This window comes from Pseudomonas sp. GM48 (assembly GCF_000282335.1).
Taxonomy (GTDB): Bacteria; Pseudomonadota; Gammaproteobacteria; order Pseudomonadales; family Pseudomonadaceae; genus Aquipseudomonas.
On record NZ_AKJM01000079.1, the window covers coordinates 1 to 18,159 of the forward strand.

18 protein-coding genes are annotated in these 18,159 nt (G+C 61.4%); 9 read left to right on the forward strand and 9 right to left on the reverse strand.

Features of this window, described 5'->3' with window-relative positions:
• The coding region (locus tag PMI28_RS14250) for a glutathione S-transferase family protein (RefSeq protein ID WP_007987049.1) at window positions 1-412 on the reverse strand (412 nt) is incomplete at its 3' end.
• Between the two features lie 113 nt (window positions 413-525).
• Here PMI28_RS14250 and PMI28_RS14245 point away from each other — a divergent pair.
• Together PMI28_RS14245 and PMI28_RS0128535 are read left to right on the forward strand one after the other, a co-directional pair.
• A complete protein-coding gene (locus PMI28_RS14245) occupies window positions 526-1,092 on the forward strand; it encodes a TetR/AcrR family transcriptional regulator (protein WP_007987051.1) in 567 nt (188 codons plus the stop codon).
• A gap of 103 nt (window positions 1,093-1,195) precedes the next feature.
• A complete protein-coding gene (locus tag PMI28_RS0128535; protein WP_007987053.1) occupies window positions 1,196-1,546 on the forward strand; it encodes a hypothetical protein in 351 nt (116 codons plus the stop codon).
• A gap of 536 nt (window positions 1,547-2,082) precedes the next feature.
• Here PMI28_RS0128535 and phnE read toward each other — a convergent pair.
• From phnE to PMI28_RS14215, 6 genes are all read right to left on the reverse strand, one after another.
• Window positions 2,083-2,850: a phosphonate ABC transporter, permease protein PhnE gene (phnE, locus tag PMI28_RS14240; RefSeq protein WP_007987055.1), complete on the reverse strand. Its 768-nt coding sequence runs from the start codon at window positions 2,848-2,850 to the stop codon at window positions 2,083-2,085.
• Complete coding sequence (locus tag PMI28_RS14235) at window positions 2,847-3,674, reverse strand: PhnE/PtxC family ABC transporter permease (RefSeq protein WP_007987057.1); 828 nt, start codon at window positions 3,672-3,674, stop codon at window positions 2,847-2,849. The genes phnE and PMI28_RS14235 overlap by 4 nt, the downstream gene beginning before the upstream one ends.
• Complete coding sequence (locus PMI28_RS14230) at window positions 3,668-4,465, reverse strand: phosphonate ABC transporter ATP-binding protein (RefSeq protein ID WP_007987059.1); 798 nt, start codon at window positions 4,463-4,465, stop codon at window positions 3,668-3,670. The genes PMI28_RS14235 and PMI28_RS14230 overlap by 7 nt, the downstream gene beginning before the upstream one ends.
• Window positions 4,462-5,313, reverse strand: coding sequence for a putative selenate ABC transporter substrate-binding protein (locus tag PMI28_RS14225; protein ID WP_007987061.1), 852 nt, complete (start codon window positions 5,311-5,313; stop codon window positions 4,462-4,464). Before PMI28_RS14225 ends, PMI28_RS14230 begins: the two co-directional genes overlap by 4 nt.
• A 264-nt stretch (window positions 5,314-5,577) precedes the next feature.
• The gene (locus PMI28_RS14220; protein ID WP_007987063.1) at window positions 5,578-6,756 is read right to left on the reverse strand and encodes a trans-sulfuration enzyme family protein; all 1,179 of its coding nucleotides are present in this window, start codon (window positions 6,754-6,756) and stop codon (window positions 5,578-5,580) included.
• A complete protein-coding gene (locus tag PMI28_RS14215; protein ID WP_007987065.1) occupies window positions 6,753-8,129 on the reverse strand; it encodes a pyridoxal-phosphate dependent enzyme in 1,377 nt (458 codons plus the stop codon). Before PMI28_RS14215 ends, PMI28_RS14220 begins: the two co-directional genes overlap by 4 nt.
• 277 nt (window positions 8,130-8,406) lie before the next feature.
• Here PMI28_RS14215 and PMI28_RS14210 point away from each other — a divergent pair, with 277 nt between their 5' ends.
• From PMI28_RS14210 to PMI28_RS14180, 7 genes are all read left to right on the forward strand, one after another.
• The gene (locus PMI28_RS14210; RefSeq protein ID WP_007987067.1) at window positions 8,407-9,768 is read left to right on the forward strand and encodes a flavin-containing monooxygenase; all 1,362 of its coding nucleotides are present in this window, start codon (window positions 8,407-8,409) and stop codon (window positions 9,766-9,768) included.
• Entirely contained in the window at window positions 9,768-10,178 is a 411-nt protein-coding gene (locus tag PMI28_RS14205) for a RidA family protein (protein WP_003201555.1), read from the forward strand. The genes PMI28_RS14210 and PMI28_RS14205 overlap by 1 nt, the downstream gene beginning before the upstream one ends.
• Window positions 10,179-10,188: 10 nt before the next feature.
• Complete coding sequence (locus PMI28_RS14200; RefSeq protein ID WP_007987069.1) at window positions 10,189-10,863, forward strand: DUF1028 domain-containing protein; 675 nt, start codon at window positions 10,189-10,191, stop codon at window positions 10,861-10,863.
• Entirely contained in the window at window positions 10,856-12,025 is a 1,170-nt protein-coding gene (gene argE, locus PMI28_RS14195) for an acetylornithine deacetylase (protein WP_007987071.1), read from the forward strand. The genes PMI28_RS14200 and argE overlap by 8 nt, the downstream gene beginning before the upstream one ends.
• Window positions 12,026-12,060: 35 nt before the next feature.
• The gene (locus PMI28_RS14190; RefSeq protein ID WP_007987073.1) at window positions 12,061-13,101 is read left to right on the forward strand and encodes an ABC transporter substrate-binding protein; all 1,041 of its coding nucleotides are present in this window, start codon (window positions 12,061-12,063) and stop codon (window positions 13,099-13,101) included.
• Between the two features lie 481 nt (window positions 13,102-13,582).
• Window positions 13,583-14,998 carry a purine-cytosine permease family protein gene (locus PMI28_RS14185; protein ID WP_007987075.1) on the forward strand — a complete coding sequence of 472 codons (1,416 nt, stop codon included), beginning with the start codon at window positions 13,583-13,585 and terminating at the stop codon, window positions 14,996-14,998.
• A gap of 103 nt (window positions 14,999-15,101) precedes the next feature.
• Window positions 15,102-16,142, forward strand: a complete 1,041-nt coding sequence (locus tag PMI28_RS14180) for a GGDEF domain-containing protein (RefSeq protein WP_007987076.1) — start codon at window positions 15,102-15,104, stop codon at window positions 16,140-16,142.
• A 182-nt stretch (window positions 16,143-16,324) separates the two neighbouring features.
• On the opposite strand, the gene PMI28_RS14175 is transcribed toward PMI28_RS14180, so the two are convergent.
• Both PMI28_RS14175 and PMI28_RS14170 read right to left on the reverse strand, forming a co-directional pair.
• Window positions 16,325-16,684: a cupin domain-containing protein gene (locus PMI28_RS14175; RefSeq protein WP_007987078.1), complete on the reverse strand. Its 360-nt coding sequence runs from the start codon at window positions 16,682-16,684 to the stop codon at window positions 16,325-16,327.
• A gap of 13 nt (window positions 16,685-16,697) precedes the next feature.
• Window positions 16,698-18,095: an NAD(P)/FAD-dependent oxidoreductase gene (locus tag PMI28_RS14170; RefSeq protein WP_007987080.1), complete on the reverse strand. Its 1,398-nt coding sequence runs from the start codon at window positions 18,093-18,095 to the stop codon at window positions 16,698-16,700.
• Window positions 18,096-18,159 lie beyond the last annotated feature (64 nt).

Here is an 18,159-nt window from a genome sequence, read left to right on the forward strand (position 1 = left end):
GCTCGGCGTTAGCCACAGCTTCTCTATCGATAGGGCGTGACGGCTGCGCAGGTGAAACCAGCAATAAAAGATAACGACGTATCAGTCGATCATCGGCATACATCGCCAGGGCAGCGGACCACTGATCGACCTTTACCTTCTGGGCCAAGTCTGCGGGTCTTAGAGAAGTATGCGCAAAGGCTTCATCCAGGTAGCGGCAAATGGTGGTTGTTTCGATTACGTTCCGCTCACCATGCAGCAACACCGGGACCTTGCCAAAAGGATGCAGTGCTTTGTGTTCAGGGCTGTGGAGCGTGATCGTTTTACCATCCACGTGCATCCCGTGTGTGTAATCCAGCGCTTTCTCTTCGCAGTAAAGTCTGACACTACGTACGAAGGTGCTAAATCCAGGTCCCAGTATGTGCAATCTCATGAGTAGCTCCTTGAGGGAAGAGTCGGCAATTCTGGTCGGTATGACTTTATGTTCAAGAACATAAAGTCCCGTTTTGTCATACTCCATCTCACGCTTTACTGAGGAGAAGATGTATGCCCTGGCCTGCTACACAGCGCGCAACCACTCGACAGATGATTCTGGATAGCGCAGCGCGACTCTTCGCACTAGAAGGTTTCGAAAAAGTCAGTATTGACTCAATTATGGAGAGTGCCGGATTGACCCGGGGGGCCTTCTATAGTCACTTCGCATCCAAAACGGAGCTTTACACCGAAGCTATTAGAAATGCCGCGAACGCGGGGGGCGCGATACTGGAAGAGGCTGGTAAAGACGGTTTACAACAGGTAGTGAAAGACTATCTGCGCATGGACCATCGGGATGCAAGCCGTATGCACTGTCCGTTAGCTTTCATGGTCAATGATGCTGCTCAGCAGGACGGAGCCATCCAGGAGAGCTACACCAAAGTGCTCGCAGCTTTCATTACACGCCTGGAATCCGGACTGAAATCGACGACAGAGACGGATACACGCCAGCATGCTGTGCAAATTGCCGTAGGGATGATTGGTGGCTTGGCACTAGCTCGAGCTGTGGCCGATGACCAGTTGGCGCAAGAGATTCTCACAGCCTGTCAACAGGGATGTTTGCAGCTCGTTGAGCTATGACATGACTTAGCAAGCAACGAAACGACCGTATTGGGTCGCACGCGGCCCCACGTCAGAGGCAGAAATCGGCCAGTAGCGGACGGTCAAACCAAGGTTGTACCCCATGAGTAAAGTGAGTTACCCACGACGCAAAGTATTCTTTGCATTCTTCTTCTGCCCCTTGATGCTTGGACTCATCGTTGGTGTCGTCAAATTCGTGGCTCTGCTCGTACATTTGGCGAGCAATGCACGGCTGATGGGCGAGGTAAGGGGCACCGAGCTGGTGCTAATGCCCATAGCGGCTCCGCTCATTGCGCAGGTGGTTTTTTTACTCCCATTTCTGGGGTTCGCAGCGCTGATCGCGTTAAAAAAAATCCACAGGACTACGCGCAACTGCGTGGTCATTTCCTTGACGGGGGGGCTTGGCTATGTTGTGGATGTTGTTGTTTGTCGCCACTGTCGTGCACGGGGTTAAGAGTGCTCAGTTCGCGGACTATATTATTGAAATGATCATAGTCTTTGCGACTTCAACCATAACCTGCTGGTTGACGGCGCGTTTTTTCTTGCCTGAAATGAACGCGATAAAGCGATGAAGCAGAAACACAAATAGGCTTAAAGGGAATGCCATTTAGTCAATCTGATGCGTCGACCGGTTGAATCCACAGGCGAATGCGGTTGGTCAGCGAGCGCGGAGTGACCGCTTGCGTCGCATCTCAGATGAGGGAACGATCACCTCTGCTCCACCCCCGGGCGACGAAGCGAACCGGATGCGTCGGGGCCCCTTATAGCCCCGACGTCACTAAATCTGCAGACTCGATCGCTACTCATGACAGCTTTCTGTATCAATCCTAACGCGAGGGAACGACTGCTACTGGCCGGTTTCTGCCTGTCCCCACCGGCCGCTTTGGGTCGTTTTCTACGGGTCATAACCATAAAAAGCGGCAGTCAACTCCATACAAATGCCTGCTCAGCTCTAATGCAAACAGCTGAGCAAATCCATGCAATCCCCCATCAAGCCTTAACCCAACGCTGGCGACTCCAACTGCTCAGCCCATCGACGGCAAACACCAACAGCAACATCGCCAGAATCACCGTGCTCGCCTGGGCTTCCTGGAACAGGCTGAGGCTGACATAAAGCATCTGCCCCAAACCACCGGCACCGACAAAGCCGAGCACGCTGGCCATGCGGATGTTGTTTTCCCAGCGGTACAGGATGTACGCCAGCAACTGTGGGAACAGATTCGGCAGGGTGCCGTAACAGAAGGCCCAGACCACATTGGCGCCCTGAAGGCGCAGCGCGTTGGCCGGTCCCGGCGGGGTGTTTTCCAGCGCTTCGGCGAAGAGTCGGCCGAGCACGCCGGTGGTGTGCATGGCCAACGCCAGGGTACCGGCGTTCGGGCCGAGTCCGGCCGCCAGCACCATCAGCGCGGCCCACACCAGTTCGGGAATGGCGCGCAGGCCATTGAGCACAAGTCGCGACGCGCTCTGCAACAGCCAGCCGAAACGCCCGGCCGCCGGTAGTGCCAACAGCAGGCCAAACACCGCCGCGAGCAGGGTGCCGAGGGCCGACATCGCCATGGTTTCCACGGCGCCACGGCCGATGGCTTGCAGGTGGCCGGCGCTCAGGTCGGGGCTGAGAAAGCGCAGCACGTAGGCGCCCATCTGCTTCAGGTTGCTGCTGCCACCCAGCTCGCCGAGGTCGATGCCCAGATAGCTGAACGAGGCGACGACCGCTGCGCCGATACAGAGGATCAGCAGCAGGTTGATCAGGCGATTCATGCGAACCTCCAACGCAGCAGGCGGCTGATCTGATCGGCGAACAGCACCAATACGAAAAAGGTCAGCAACATGCTCGCCACTTCACCGCCGGCGAACATGCGCAGCGACAGGTCGATCTGCTGGCCCAGTCCGCCGGCGCCGACGAAGCCCATCACCACGGACGCGCGGATCGCGCATTCCCAGCGGTACACCGTGTACGACAGCAGCTCCGCCCCGACATTGGGCAGAATGCCGTAGCAGAAGGCCGTCAGCCGACCACAGCCGGCTTGCAGCAGCGCATGGGCGGGACGCTGGTCGACCGATTCGAAGATTTCCGCATAGACCTTGCCCAGCATGCCGCTGTAGGTGATGGCAATGGCCAGCACCCCGGCCGTCGGGCCGAGGCCGACGGCGCGCACGAACAGCAAGGCCCAGACGATTTCCGGCACGCTGCGCAGGAAGATCAGCAACCCGCGCACCGGCCAGCGCAACAGCCGACCCAGGGCGCTCGGGCGACCACTGCGCGAGGCCGCCGACAGCGACAGCGCCCGGCTGGCCAGCAGGCTGGCGGGGATGGCCAACAGCAGGGCCAGGGCCATGCCGGCGGTGGCGATGGCCAGTGTCTGCAGGGTGGCTTGCCACAGCAATTGCAAGAACTCTTCGCCATGGGCGGGGGGCCAGAAGGCCGAAACAAAACGGCCCATCTCACTCTGGCTATCGGCCTTGAGCAGCACACCCAGGTCCAGTTCGCTGTAGCGGATACCCGGCCACAGCAGGGCAATGGCCAGCAGGGTCAGCAGCAGGCGCAGGCGCGTGGCCGGATCTCGTGTATCGCGCTTCAGCATCGGGGAATCTGCAGGATCAAGGGCGCCACCGGAGCGGGCGGCGATAGCAGTTGCTCGTTGGCGTAGAGCTTGTCGAGCAATTCGTGGTCGACGTCGCTAGCGGGAAGATCGAACAGGATCTGACCGTCACGCAAACCGATGATGCGTGAAAAGTGCGCCAAGGCCAGTTCCACCGCATGCAGGCTGGCGACCAGCGTCACGTTGTGTTCCCGGGCGTGGCGGCAGAGGACTGACAGGGTGTGGCCGGCCAGCACCGGGTCCATCGCCGACACTGGCTCATCGGCCAGCAGCACTTCCGGCGCCTGGTACAGCACGCGGGCAATGCCCACGCGCTGCAGTTGGCCGCCGGACAATTGCTGGCACTGGGCGAACAGCTTGTCGCCCAGATCGAGTTTAAGCAGGGCTGCGCGGGCGCCAGGCACATCCACCGGATGCAGCAGGCTTAGCAGGCTTTTGGCAAAACCCCATTGCCCAAGCTTTCCGGCCAGCACCGCCGTGACCACCCGCTGCCGCGGTGGCAGCGGTGGCGCCTGATGCACTAGACCGATGCGCGCCCGCAGTTGCTGACGCCGATGCGCACCCAGCTGCCAGGCGTGCTCGCCGAGTACCTCGACCGCGCCGTTGTCAGGGCGCAGGGCGGTGGCCAGCACGTTGAGCAGGCTCGACTTGCCGGCGCCGGACGGACCGATTATGGCGACCTGCTCACCGGCGCCGATGTGCAGGTCGATCTCATGCAGCGCACGCACGTCATTGCCGTGGGTGAGGCTGACCCGGTTCAGATGCAATGTCATTTCAGCAGGTCGGCAGCGCGCGCGGCTTCCTCGATGCCCTTGTAGTTCTCAGGCTTGGTCTCGATGAAGCGGCTGGCGGCTTGCAGGTCCAGAATCGCTTTTTGCTCCGGGTTGGCCGGGTCGAGCGCGAGGAAGGCCACCTTGATTTTATCGGCAAGGGCCGGGTCGAGGGTGCCGCGCACGGTCCAGTTGTAGTCGAAGTAGGCCGGCGTGGTGGCGAAGACCTTGACCTTGTCGGTATCGACCTTGCCGGCCGCGACCAGTTTTTCCCAGACGCTGGCATTGAGTACGCCGGCGTCTACTTTGCCGGCCTGGACCCAGGCGACCGTAGCGTCGTGGGCGCCCGAGTAACCGACGCGGCTGAAATAGCTTTCCGGCTTGATACCGTCCTTAAGCATGAAATAACGCGGCATCAAACTGCCGGACGTGGAAGAAACCGAACCGAAGGCGAAGGACTTGCCCTTGAGGTCGGCCAGCGACTTGACGGCCGGGTCGGCGGTGATGAATTTGCTGGTGAACCGGGCATCCTGTTCACGCTGTACCAATGGAATGGCGTTGCCGGTTTTCAGACGCGCCTGCACGAACGTGAAGCCGCCCAGCCAGGCCATGTCGATGCGGTCTGTGGCCAGGGCCTCGACCACCGCCGGGTAGTCGGAAACCGGTACGAACTCGACTTTCATCCCCAGTTGTTGCTCCAGATAGGCACCTAGAGGCTTGAACTTGCGCATAAGTTCGGTGGGGGCTTCGTCAGGAATGGCGCTGACTTTCAATGTGTCGGCAGCCTGTGTCAGCAGGGCGGAAAAGGATAGGGTCAGGCCAGCGGCCAATGCCAGGGTACGTTTGAGCATGGAAGTTCTCCGGTTCAATAGCGGAAAAATGTCGATGCGCCTCGCACAAGCTGTTTGCTGCACGACGCTTCGTGAGGGTAGACGAAAACGCCGCGATTATAGGGACTCCTGCGTGCTTGACCAGCATTGCAACAGGAAAAGACCTGTGGGAGCGGGCTTGCTCGCGAAGGCGCTGTGTCAGGCAACGTCATTGCCGACTGATCCACCGCTTTCGCGAGCAAGCCCGCTCCCACAGGTTGTGCGGTGTCGCGCAATTCAGGTGATTTACATCTTTGCCAACGCTTGTGCCAGATCAGCACGCAAGTCTTTCACGTCCTCGACGCCAACCGACAATCGCACCAACCCGTCACCAATGCCCAATTGTGCGCGGGTGGCGGCTGGAATGGTGGCGTGGGTCATGATCGCCGGGTGTTCGATCAGGCTTTCCACACCGCCCAGGCTCTCGGCCAGGGCGAAGATCTGCACGTTCTCAAGGAAGCGTTTGGCGCCAGCCAGGTCGCTGTTGAGGTCGACGGAAATCATCCCGCCGAAACCGCGCATTTGCCGTTGGGCCAGTTCGTGTTGCGGGTGCGATGGCAGGCCGGGGTAGTAGACCCGTGAGACTTGCGGCTGACGCTCCAGCCACTGCGCCAGTTCCAGCGCGTTGCTGCAATGTCGCTCCATGCGCAGCGCCAGGGTCTTCACCCCGCGCAGGGTGAGGAAAGCATCGAACGGACCGGCGATGGCACCCACGGCGTTTTGCAGGAAACCCAAGCGCTCCGCCAGTTCGGCGTTCTGCCCGACCACGGCGATGCCGCCAATCACGTCGGAGTGCCCGTTGAGGTATTTGGTGGTCGAGTGCAGCACGATGTCGAAACCCAGTTCCAGCGGGCGCTGGATCCACGGGCTGGCGAAGGTGTTGTCGGCCACGCAGATGATGCCGCGTGCGCGGCAGGTGCGGGCGATGGCGGCAAGGTCAGCGAGGTTCAGCAGGGGATTGCTCGGTGTCTCGACCATGACCATCCGAGTGTCGTCTTGCAGGGACGCCTCGAACGCCGCCAGGTCCGTCAGGTCGACGTAGCTGAAACGGTGCCCGGCGCTGCGCTGGCGCACTTTGTCGAACAGGCGGAAGGTGCCGCCGTACAAGTCATTGCCCGAGACGATGTGCGAACCGGCATCGAGCAGTTCCAGCACCGTGGAAATGGTCGCCAGACCCGAGGCGAACGCAAACGCCCGGGTACCGCCCTCGAGGTCGGCCACGCAGCGCTCCAGCGCCCAGCGCGTCGGGTTGTGCGAGCGCCCGTAATCCAGGCCTTTGTGTACGCCCGGGCTCTGTTGCAGGTAAGTGGAGTTGGCGTAGATCGGCGGCATCAGCGCCCCGGTCGAAGGGTCCGGCGTTTGCCCGGCATGGATCACGCGGGTGGCGAAGCCCCGTGGCGGGGCGTTTTCATCGTGCTGACTCATGACAGGGATCTCCGCAGGTGATTGAGCATGTCGGTTCGGGTAATCAGGCCGTGGAAACCCGAGGCATCCTGAATGATCGCCACCAGTCCACGGCCCAGTTCTGCCTCCAGCTCAGCCAGCGTAGCCGCGGGTGGCAGGGTTTGCAGTTTGTCGGTCATGGCACTGGCCACGGGTTTGCGAAAGTGCGCGGCGTCCTCGTGCACGCCCAGCAGGATGTCGGACTCGTCGATCACACCGACCAGTTGTTTGCCGTTCACCAGCACCGGCAGCTGCGATACATCCGCCAGGCGCATGCGCTGGAACGCGGTGAGCAGGGTGTCATCGGGGCCGACGCTGATCACCCGGCCATCCTCGAAACGCCGCGCAATCAGGTCGCGCAGGTCGCCGTAGTGCTTGCGTTGCAGCAAGCCCTGATCGTTCATCCACTGGTCGTTGTAGATCTTCGACAGGTAACGCGTGCCGGTGTCGCAGACGAAGCTCACCACTCGTTTCGGTTCGGTTTGTTCGCGGCAGTAACGCAGCGCGGCGGCTAGCAGGGTCCCGGTCGAGGAGCCGCCGAGAATGCCTTCGGCGCGCAGTAATTGGCGGGCATGGTCGAAGCTTTCTTCGTCGCTGATCGAATAGGCGTGGCGCACGCTGGACAGGTCGGCAATCGACGGAATGAAGTCTTCGCCGATGCCTTCCACCGCCCACGAACCGGGGGTGGGAAGGGTGCCGCTGCGGCTGTATTCGGCCATCACCGAACCGACGGGATCGGCCAGGACCATTTCCAGATCCGGCTGCACGCGTTTGAAGAAGCGGGTCAGGCCGGTCAGCGTACCGGCCGAGCCGACGCCGACGACGATGGCATCGAGATCATGCTGGGTCTGCGCCCAGATTTCCGGCGCGGTGCTGTATTCGTGGGCCAGCGGGTTGGCCGGGTTGTTGAACTGGTCGGCGAAGAACGCATCGGGAATGTCCGCCGCCAGCCGTGCGGCGACGTCCTGGTAATACTCGGGATGGCCCTTGCCGACATCGGAACGGGTGATGTGCACCTCGGCGCCCATGGCCTTGAGGTGCAAGACCTTCTCGGTGGACATCTTGTCCGGCACCACCAGCACCACCCGGTAGCCCTTGGCCCGGCCGACCAGCGCCAGACCGAGGCCGGTATTGCCGGCGGTGGCTTCGACGATGGTGCCACCGGGACGCAGGCGGCCATCGCGTTCGGCGGCATCGATCATTGCCAGACCGATACGGTCCTTGATCGATCCACCGGGGTTCTGCGATTCGAGTTTGAGAAACAGCGTGCACGGACCGGTATCGAATCGGCTGACGCGCACCAATGGCGTGTTGCCGATCAGTTCGAGCACGGCAGGGCGGGAGTTGTCAGGCATGTCATCACTTCCTTGCGCAAATTCGCACTGGGTGGACAGCGACCTGCGGTGTGCCATCAGGCGTCAATCGCAGGCATTGCATCGCTAGGACCATAGGCCGGGATCGGGTCCGCCGCAACCTCATGCGGCCAGCCGGTCGCCTCGTCGCTTTTTCCTCGCCAGCGACCACAAAAAACATAATTTCGCTATTTCCCGGCTCCGAACAGAATGCGGCCAACACCCTGACACCGATAGCCGCAGCAGAAGAACAACAGTGATCAGACTCGAGGCGGCAGCCATGACCGACCTGAATCAAACCACCTTTCAGAAGTGCACAGCCATGACAGTTGATAAAACCGAAATTGATACGCTTGTTGTTGGCGCCGGCCAGGCCGGCGTGGCCATGAGTGAACACCTGAGCAAGCTCGGCGTGCCCCACCTTGTCCTGGAGCGCAATCGTATCGCCGAAGCCTGGCGCACCGGCCGCTGGGATTCGCTGGTGGCCAACGGCCCGGCCTGGCACGACCGCTTCCCGGGCCTGGAATTCGACGGCCTGGACCCGGATGCCTTCGCCGGGAAAGAGCAAGTGGCTGAATATTTCGAAGCCTATGCACGCAAATTCAACGCGCCGATCCGCACTGGCGTTGAAGTCAGGAAAGTGCAGCGTAATGCTGATCGTCCGGGTTTCACTGTCGAAACCTCCGACGGTGTGATCGAGGCCAGGCATGTAGTGGTCGCCACCGGCCCGTTCCAGCGTCCGGCCATTCCGCCCATTGCTCCCGAAATCGCCGGCATCACCCAGATTCACTCCGCCCAATATTACAACCCGCAGCAACTCGCCGAAGGCGCGGTGCTGGTAGTGGGCGCCGGTTCGTCGGGCGTGCAGATCGCCGATGAACTGCAACGTTCCGGCAAACAGGTCTACCTGTCGGTGGGTGCCCACGACCGTCCGCCGCGGGCCTATCGCAATCGCGATTTCTGCTGGTGGCTGGGGGTGCTCGGCGAGTGGGATGCCGAGGCCATGCAACCGGGCAAGGAGCACGTGACCATCGCCGTGAGCGGTGCCCGTGGCGGCCACACCGTGGACTTCCGCCGGTTGGCCCATCAAGGCATGACACTGGTCGGCCTGACCCAATCGTTCAACGGCGCGGTGGTGAGTTTCGAAGACAACCTCGCCGACAACATCCGCCGCGGCGATGAAAATTACCTCGCGCTGCTCGACAAGGCCGACGCCTATATCGAACGCAATGGCCTGGACCTGCCGCTGGAACCGGAAGCCCGCGCCATGCTGACGGACCCGGACTGTGTGACCAATCCAATCCTTGAACTGGATCTGCTCAAGGCCGGCGTGACCACGATCATCTGGGCCACCGGTTACTCAACTGACTACAGCTGGCTGAAGGTCGATGCCTTCAAGGAAAACGGCAAGCCGCAGCATCAGCGCGGCGTGTCGGCCGAGCCCGGCGTGTATTTCGTCGGTTTGCCGTGGCAGTCCCGCCGAGGCTCAGCGTTCATCTGGGGCGTTTGGCACGACGCCAAGCACATTGCCGATCACATCGTTAAACAGCACACCTATTTCAACTATCGGGATGCGACCCAGCGTCAAGCCGACGCCGCCCGTGCACCTATTCAGAAAGCCAGCCTCATGGGAGTTCGTTAATGCCTACTCATACCCGCATCCGCATGTTCAACACCAAAGACACCTACCCGAACCAGACGCTCGACAACGACCTGTGCCAGGCCGTCCGTGCCGGCAACACGGTGTATGTGCGTGGTCAGGTCGGCACCGATTTCAACGGTCAACTGGTGGGTCTCGGTGATCCGCGTGCCCAGGCCGAGCAGGCCATGCGCAACGTCAAGCAATTGCTTGAAGAGGCGGGGAGCGACCTGAGCCACATCGTCAAGACCACCACTTACCTGATCGACCCGCGCTACCGCGAGCCGGTGTATCAGGAAGTCGGCAAGTGGCTCAAGGGTGTGTTCCCGATTTCCACCGGCCTTGTGGTCAGTGCCCTCGGCCAGCCGCAGTGGCTGATGGAAATTGATGTGATTGCTGTCATCCCTGAATAAGGAATTCGCCATGACCTTTTCCATCGTTGGTCGCTGCGCCGAGACCGGCCAGCTGGGCATTGCCATCAGCTCTTCGAGCATTGCCGTCGGCGCGCGTTGCCCGTGGCTGCGTGCCGGGGTCGGCGCGGTGTCGAGCCAGAACATCACGCTGCCGGCCCTCGGCCCGCAGATCCTCGATGAACTGGCCAACGGCTCGGCGCCGCCCCAGGCACTGGACCACTCATTGACCCGCAATGGCTACAGCCAGTATCGGCAAGTGGCAGTGGTCGATGCCCAGGGTCGCACGGCGGTGTTCAGCGGCAATCATGCGTTGGGCATCAACAATGCCTTGGCTGGAGAGCAATGCGTGGCGGCCGGCAATCTGCTGGCCAACAGTGGGGTGATCGAAGCCATGGTCGCGGCGTTCGAAAACAGCGAAGGCTGCCTCGCGACCCGGCTGATGAACGCCTTGCAGGCCGGGCAGGAGGCTGGCGGCGAAGCCGGCGCGGTGCATTCGGCGGCGCTGTCGGTGGTCGGTGACCTGACCTGGCCGATTGTCGATCTGCGGGTGGATTGGGCCGATGAAAACCCGATCGGTGAACTGGGCAAACTGTGGAAAGCCTACGAGCCGCAATTGCAGGACTACCTGACCCGCGCCCTCAATCCGACTCTTGCCCCGAGCTATGGAGTGCCCGGCGATGAGTGAGTTGCGCAGCCGCGCCATGCTCGCGCGGTTGATCGGGTTCGCCACGGTCAGCCGCGATTCGAACCTGGAGCTGATCGAGTTCGTGCGTGACTACCTGCACGAACTGGGCGTGGATTGCGAACTGATCTACAACGCCGAGCGCACCAAGGCCAACTTGTTGGCCACGGTCGGCCCGCGTGTGGCCGGCGGCATCGTGCTGTCCGGGCACACCGACGTGGTGCCGGTGGACGGTCAGGCGTGGACGGTCGAGCCGTTTTGCCTGAGCGAGGCGGGCGGCAAGCTTTACGGTCGCGGCACGGCGGACATGAAAGGCTATCTGGCCTCGGTGCTGGCCGCTGTGCCGATGTTTCTCGCCAGCCCGTTACGCCGCCCGGTGCATCTGGCGTTTTCCTATGACGAAGAGGTCGGGTGCCTCGGCGTGCGCGGTTTGCTGGAAGTGCTGCCGCAACGCATCCCGGCGCCGGCGTTGTGTTTGATCGGCGAGCCGACCGAGCTTAAACCGGTGCTTGGTCACAAGGGCAAACTGGCGATGCGTTGCCACGTACACGGTGCACCGTGCCATTCCGCCTACGCGCCTTATGGGGTGAACGCCATCGAGCAGGCGGCACGGCTGATCGGTCGACTGGGTGAAATCGGTACGCGCCTGGCCGAACCGCAGCATCACGACGAACGCTTCGATCCGGCGTATTCGACGGTGCAGGTAGGTGTGATTTCCGGTGGCACGGCATTGAACATCGTGCCGGAGAATTGCCGTTTCGATTTCGAAGTGCGCGCCTTGCCGGACTTTGCTCCGGAAGCGGTCGCCAATGAGTTGCAAAACTACGCCGAGCAAACCTTGCTCCCGGCGATGCAGGCGGTGAAAGCCGACACGTCCATTCGTTTTGAAAAAATCTCGGCCTATCCGGGCCTGGCGACACCCGCCGACAGCGCCGCAGCCCGGCTGATTGCCCAGCTGTGCGGCAGCGACGATTTCAGCACCGTGGCCTTTGGTACTGAAGGCGGGCTGTTCGATCAGGCCGGCATTCCGTCAGTGGTCTGCGGTCCCGGCAGCATGGATCAGGGGCACAAGCCCGATGAATTCGTCAGCGTTGATCAGATGGCGGCCTGTGACCGCTTGATGGATCGCCTGGCGGCTTACTTGAGTGAATCCGAACACCCATAACAACAAAGGGCTGAACAGGCCCGAGGAAGCGATCCATGTCCAGATCCTTGCGTTGCAGTGTTCCGTTTGCCCTGGCGTTGTTGAGTGCCAGTGTGTGGGCGGCCCCCCAGGACCTCACCGTGATTTCCTTCGGTGGTGCTACCAAACAGGCCCAGGATAAAGCCTACTTCCAGCCCTTCAACGCCAGCGGTGCGGGCAACATCATCGCCGGTGAGTACAACGGCGAGCTGTCGAAGATCAAGGCCATGGTCTCGGCCGGTCACACCAGTTGGGACGTGGTGGAAGTCGAAAGCCCCGAGCTATTGCGCGGCTGCGAGGAGGGCCTGTTCGAGAAACTCGATGCGGGACGCTTCGGTGATTCGGCGAATTTCGTCCCGGGTGCGCTGACCGAATGCGGGGTAGCCACTTATGTCTGGTCGATGGTCATGGCTTATGACCAGAGCAAGCAGGCCAAGGCCCCGCAATCCTGGGCGGACTTCTGGAACGTGGCCGACTTCCCGGGCAAGCGCGGCCTGCGCAAGAGCGCCAAGTACACCCTGGAAATCGCATTGCTGGCCGACGGCGTCAAGGCGGACGACGTGTACAAGGTCTTGAACACGCCCCAAGGCGTGACGCGGGCCTTTGCCAAACTCGACCAGATCAAGCCGAACATCCAGTGGTGGGAAGCGGGCGCGCAACCGGCGCAGTGGCTGGTCGCCGGGGACGTGGTGATGAGCGCGGCCTACAACGGCCGGATCGCCTCGGCGCAAAAGGAAGGCATGAAGCTGAGCATCGTCTGGCCGCAGAGCCTGTACGACCCGGAATACTGGGCGGTGGTCAAAGGCACGCCGAACAAGGCGTTGGCCGAGAACTTCATCGCATTTGCCAGCCAGCCACAGACGCAAAAGGTGTTTTCGGAAAACATCCCTTACGGACCGGTGCATCGCCAGACCTTGCCGCTGCTGCCCAAGGACGTGCAGGAACAACTGCCGACCGCCGAAGCCAATCTGGCCGGTGCCCGGGCGGTGGATGCGGAATTCTGGGTCGACCACGGCGAGGAGCTTGAACAGCGCTTCAATGCCTGGGCTGCCCGGTAATTCAGGCACCGCATAACCCTGTGGGAGCGGGCTTGCTCGCGAAAGCGGTACGTCAATCACATCGATGCTGGATGTGCCGCCGTCTTCGCGAGCAAGCCCGCTCCCACAAAAAACAGTGCGATACCTCGGGTTCAAGCTTTGTCGCCTTCGCGCAGTGGTGATGGTAGTCAGTTAAAACGCAGGACCCTGTGGGAGCGGGCTTGCTCGCGAAAGCGGTATGTCAGTCACATCGATGTTGGATGTGCCGCCGTCTTCGCGAGCAAGCCCGCTCCCACAGGGATTTCGTTGTTCAGATTTTTATTGGTTTTTCCTGCTGATAAATAGCCATTACTGCGCAATGTTTTTTAAGGTTTAAAGGTACAAATTAAGTAATTTTCCTCCCGCCGCTCTTTGTCCATGATCGCCTCCAACAAGAAATGCGCAGGTTTACCCGCGCACACCGAAGTACGAACACGTACTCATCCTTGCCTTGGAGTTCGTCATGTCCACCACCGCTTCATCCGCCCCGCTCATCGAGAAACATACGATCGGGTACGTCCCTCCTGAGGATCGCCACGGAAAGGTCAAAGATCTGTTTACCCTGTGGTTCGGCGGCAATATTGCGCCGTTGCCCATCGTCACCGGCGCGCTCGGCGTGCAGTTGTTTCACTTGAACCTGGTCTGGGGCATTGTCGCCATCATCGTTGGCCATCTGGTCGGCGGTGTGCTGATGGCGCTGCACTCGGCCCAAGGCCCGCAGATGGGCATTCCGCAGATGATCCAGAGCCGCGCGCAGTTCGGTTCGCTGGGCGCGTTGCTGGTGGTGGTGATTGCCGGCGTGATGTACATCGGCTTCTTCGCCTCCAACATCGTCCTGGCCGGCAAGTCGTTGCATGGCGTGGTCGAAAGTGTGCCGGTATCGGTCGGCATTGTCCTCGGCGGCCTCGGCTCCGGGATCATCGGCATCATTGGCTACCGCTTCATCCACGTACTCAATCGCATCGGCACCTGGGTGCTGGGTCTGGGCATCGTGCTGGGGTTCGGCTACATCCTGACCCACGTGCAGACCGATGACTTCCTGACCCGCGGCAGTTTCAACATTTCCGGCTGGCTGGCCACGGTGTCGCTGGCAGCGCTCTGGCAAATCGCGTTCGCGCCGTACGTGTCCGATTACTCGCGCTACCTGCCGAAAGACGTCAAGGTCAGCTCGACGTTCTGGGCGACCTACCTCGGCTCGTCGCTGGGCTCGATCCTGTCTTTCGTGTTCGGCGCTGTTGCCGTGTTGGCCACGCCCATGGGCATGGACACCATGGACGCGGTGAAACTCGCCACCGGTGCCATTGGCCCGTTGATGCTGGTGCTGTTCCTGCTCAGCGTGATCAGCCATAACGCCTTGAACCTGTATGGCGCGGTGCTCTCGGTGATCACCTTGCTGCAAACCTTTGCTCACCGCTGGATTCCGACTGCTTCGAGCCGGGCGGTGCTGTCGCTGATCATCCTCGCCGGTTGCTGCGTGGCGGCCATTGGCGCGTCGGCGGATTTCATCGGGCACTTCGTCGACCTGGTGCTGGCCTTGCTGGTGGTGCTGGTGCCGTGGACCGCGATCAACCTCATCGACTTCTACGCGATCCACAAGGGCGACTACGACATCGCCTCGATCTTCCGCGTCGACGGCGGCATTTATGGCCGTTTCAACCCGCAGGCGCTGTTGGCCTACGCCATTGGCATCGTGGTGCAGATCCCGTTCATGAACACGCCGATCTACACCGGTCCCGTGGCAGTGCATATCGACGGTGCGGATCTGTCGTGGCTGGTCGGTCTGGTGGTCACTACGCCGCTGTACTACTGGCTGGCCAACCGTGATACCGCTTATCGTCGGCGGCAGAACATGGCCGGGTTACTGCCAACCAACGGTTGATCGGGTTGAACGGTTGTGAACGTCAGGGATGGTCGTTTGTCGGGCGTATGGTTATGCTCAGCGAGTTTGCCAATCGCCAAATAAAAACAACCACAGTGAAGCCATGAGCCAATCAGACACGCGTGCGACTGTTCTAGCGCTGTATCCAGAAGACTCCCGCGAGGCGGCGGCGTTGCTCAAGCAGGCAGTGCCGTTGATGGTTCGTCACAACATTCCGCCCAACCCGGTGCACTACGCGCTCTGGTACACCTACAGCAAGGGCCAGGAACCGGAGCTCAACCGGCACCTGGACCGGGTGGTCAACGACTTCGACTGTTTCCCGCCGGAGTCGGCGACCAAACTGTTTCGCGAGTACATCATCCGCGATGAACTGGCGGACGCCCGCTCCGGGCAGCAGGAAGCGATCAACCTGGTCGACGACATGGAGCGCGATGTTTCGCGCAGCGTGAAAGGTAACCAGAACTTCCAGGCCAGCCTTGGCCAATACCTGCAGATGCTCGAAGAGCCGGCCAGCGATCGCTTGCCGAGCATCCTGATCCAGCTGCAACAGAGTACCCGGCTGATGCAGGGGCAGCAGGAACACTTCCTCGCCCAGTTGCAGTCGGCGCAGCATGAAATCAAAAGCCTGCGCGACAAGCTGGAGCGCGCCCAACTGGCCGCGACCCTCGATGGCCTGACCGAATTGCTCAACCGCACCACCTTCAACCGCCAGCTTGAACAGGCGATGAATAACGCGGCGACCGGCGTGGCGCTGGTGATGCTGGATATCGATCACTTCAAACAATTCAACGACCAGTACGGCCATCCGTTGGGCGACCGCGTGCTTCAGCATGTCGCCCAGGTGTTGCGTGACTCGCTGCCCACCGGAGCCATTGCGGCGCGTTACGGTGGTGAGGAGTTCTGTGTCGTGCTCAAGGATTGCCCGGATCTGGCCACGGCCGGCGCTTTTGCCGAGCGCCTGCGTCTGAAAATCCAGTCGCTGCGGGTCAAGGCCCGGGGCACCGACACCGTGCTGGACACCATCACCGCCTCGTTCGGCGTGGCGCACGCACAACCCGGCGACACACCGGAAAGCCTGCTGACCCGCGCCGACGACGCGCTGTACCAGGCCAAGCGCAACGGGCGCAATCAGGTACGCCAGTAACCACTTAAAGCACGAACCCCCAACACCTGTGGCGAGGGAGCTTGCTCCCGTTCGACTGCGCAGCAGTCGCAAACCCTGTTTGCTCGGTGCTACCTGAATGATCAGGTTTTGGGGCCGCTGCGCGGCCCAGCGGGAGCAAGCTCCCTCGCCACAGGTGTTTTGTTGCTCCTTCTATCCGCCGGTTAGCCGAGGATGAAGTAGACCTTGCGCACCGTGGTGAGGTTTTCCCAGGTGCCCTGGAATCCGCTGGCGACCACGAAGGAGTCACCGGGCCCGAACGTTCGGCTGGTGCCTTCGGCATCGGTCAGTCGCACTGTGCCTTCCAGAATGTGGCAAAGCTCATCGTAATCGCACTGGCAACGTTCCCGGTGCGGGCCAGCCTCCCAGATGCCGGCCACGGCGTTTTTCTCCGGCGCCACAAAGTGCCGCCAACTCTTGCTGCGATAAGGCGCATCGACCACGGCCGGGTCGTTGATTTCAGTTTCACGGGGTGCAAGGTCGCGGGCGAAGTCGATGACGTGCCGGGGCAGGGCTGTGGGCATGGTGGTCTCCGGATCAGGAATCGAAACCGATGCCAAAGGCATCGAAGGTCTTGAGCAGCAGGTCGCGGTGACCGTCGCGGTCCTCCCGCGCCAGAGAGCGCTGGGCCAGTTTCACGCCGACATAACGCAACGGTTCGGGTGGAAAACGAAACGGCGCCTTGGAAGTCATCAGCAACTCGGTGCGTTCGGTGCGCTCGCCGGCCAACAGGTCGAGCATGTTCAGCGCGGCGAAGCGACTGGCCGATACACCTTGCCCGGTGAAACCCAAGGCATAGGCAACGCGGCCCTGATGTTCGCAACCGGTGAACATCGTGGTGCGTGCGGAGGTGTCGATGATGCCGCCCCAGGCGTGACTGAAACGCACATTGCCCAGGGCCGGGAAAGTCTGGTGGAACTGCTCGGCCAGGCGTTGAAAGCTTTGCGGACGCTGGGTCAGGGCTTCGTCACGGCGCCCGCCGAAATGGTAGATGGCATCAAAGCCGGCCCAGAGAATGCGGTTGTCGGCGGTCTTGCGCAGGTAGTGGAACTGATTGCCGGAATCGGCAATGCCGTAGCGGCCGGTCCAGCCAATGGCCGCCAGTTGCTCATTGCTCAGCGGCTCACTGACCAGGCTGTAGTCGTAGACCGGAATCACACTCGACTTCAGGTGCCCGAGCAATGGCGGGGCGATGTTGGTGGCGAGGGCGATTTTCCCGGCGATCACTTCGCCATTGGCTGTGCGCAGTCGCAAGCTGTCTTTGTCCGCATCCAGTTGCAAGACAGGGCTGTTTTCGAACAGTTGAACGCCTTGCTCCAGGCAGACGCGACGCAGTTCAGCGGCCATTTTTGCTGGATTGAGCAGGGCGTAGTTGGGTTCGAACAGGCCCGCCACGTACGCCGGGGAGTCGAGTTTCCGGGCCAGGTCGCTGCCTTCCAGCCACTCGCAGTCAATGCCGAAGCGGGCGTAGTTACGCTGCATTGAACGCAAGCCGTCGACCTGCCACGGTTGGCTGGCCACGTTAAGTTTGCCCTGGCGTTCGAATTCGACGTGCATGCCAAAGCGTTGCAGGTCGGCGACCAGCTCATCGAGGTTCTGCCGGCCCAATCGGATCAGTTGCTCTGCTTCTTCAGGCCAGCGCTTGAACGCGTTCGATACACCATGGGAAATGCTTGGCGCGCAAAACCCGCCATTGCGTCCGCTGGCTTCACCACCGCAGCGCCGCGCCTCGATGATCGCGATACTCAAACCCGGTTGGCGCTGGCGAGCCAGCAGGGCCGTCCACAATCCGGTGAACCCGCCGCCGACCACGGCCAGGTCGCATTGCACTGTTCCGGCTACGGACGGTGCGGCGGATGGCGGGGTGACGGTGTCCTGCCAAAAGGGATGGGGCAGGGCGTTGCCTGGCGAATCGAGACGCGGTGGGGCATTCATGCTGAAACTCCGGCGGTGTGTCGGGCAGCGACGATTGCGTTCGGTTGCCCGACGGTTTTTGTTG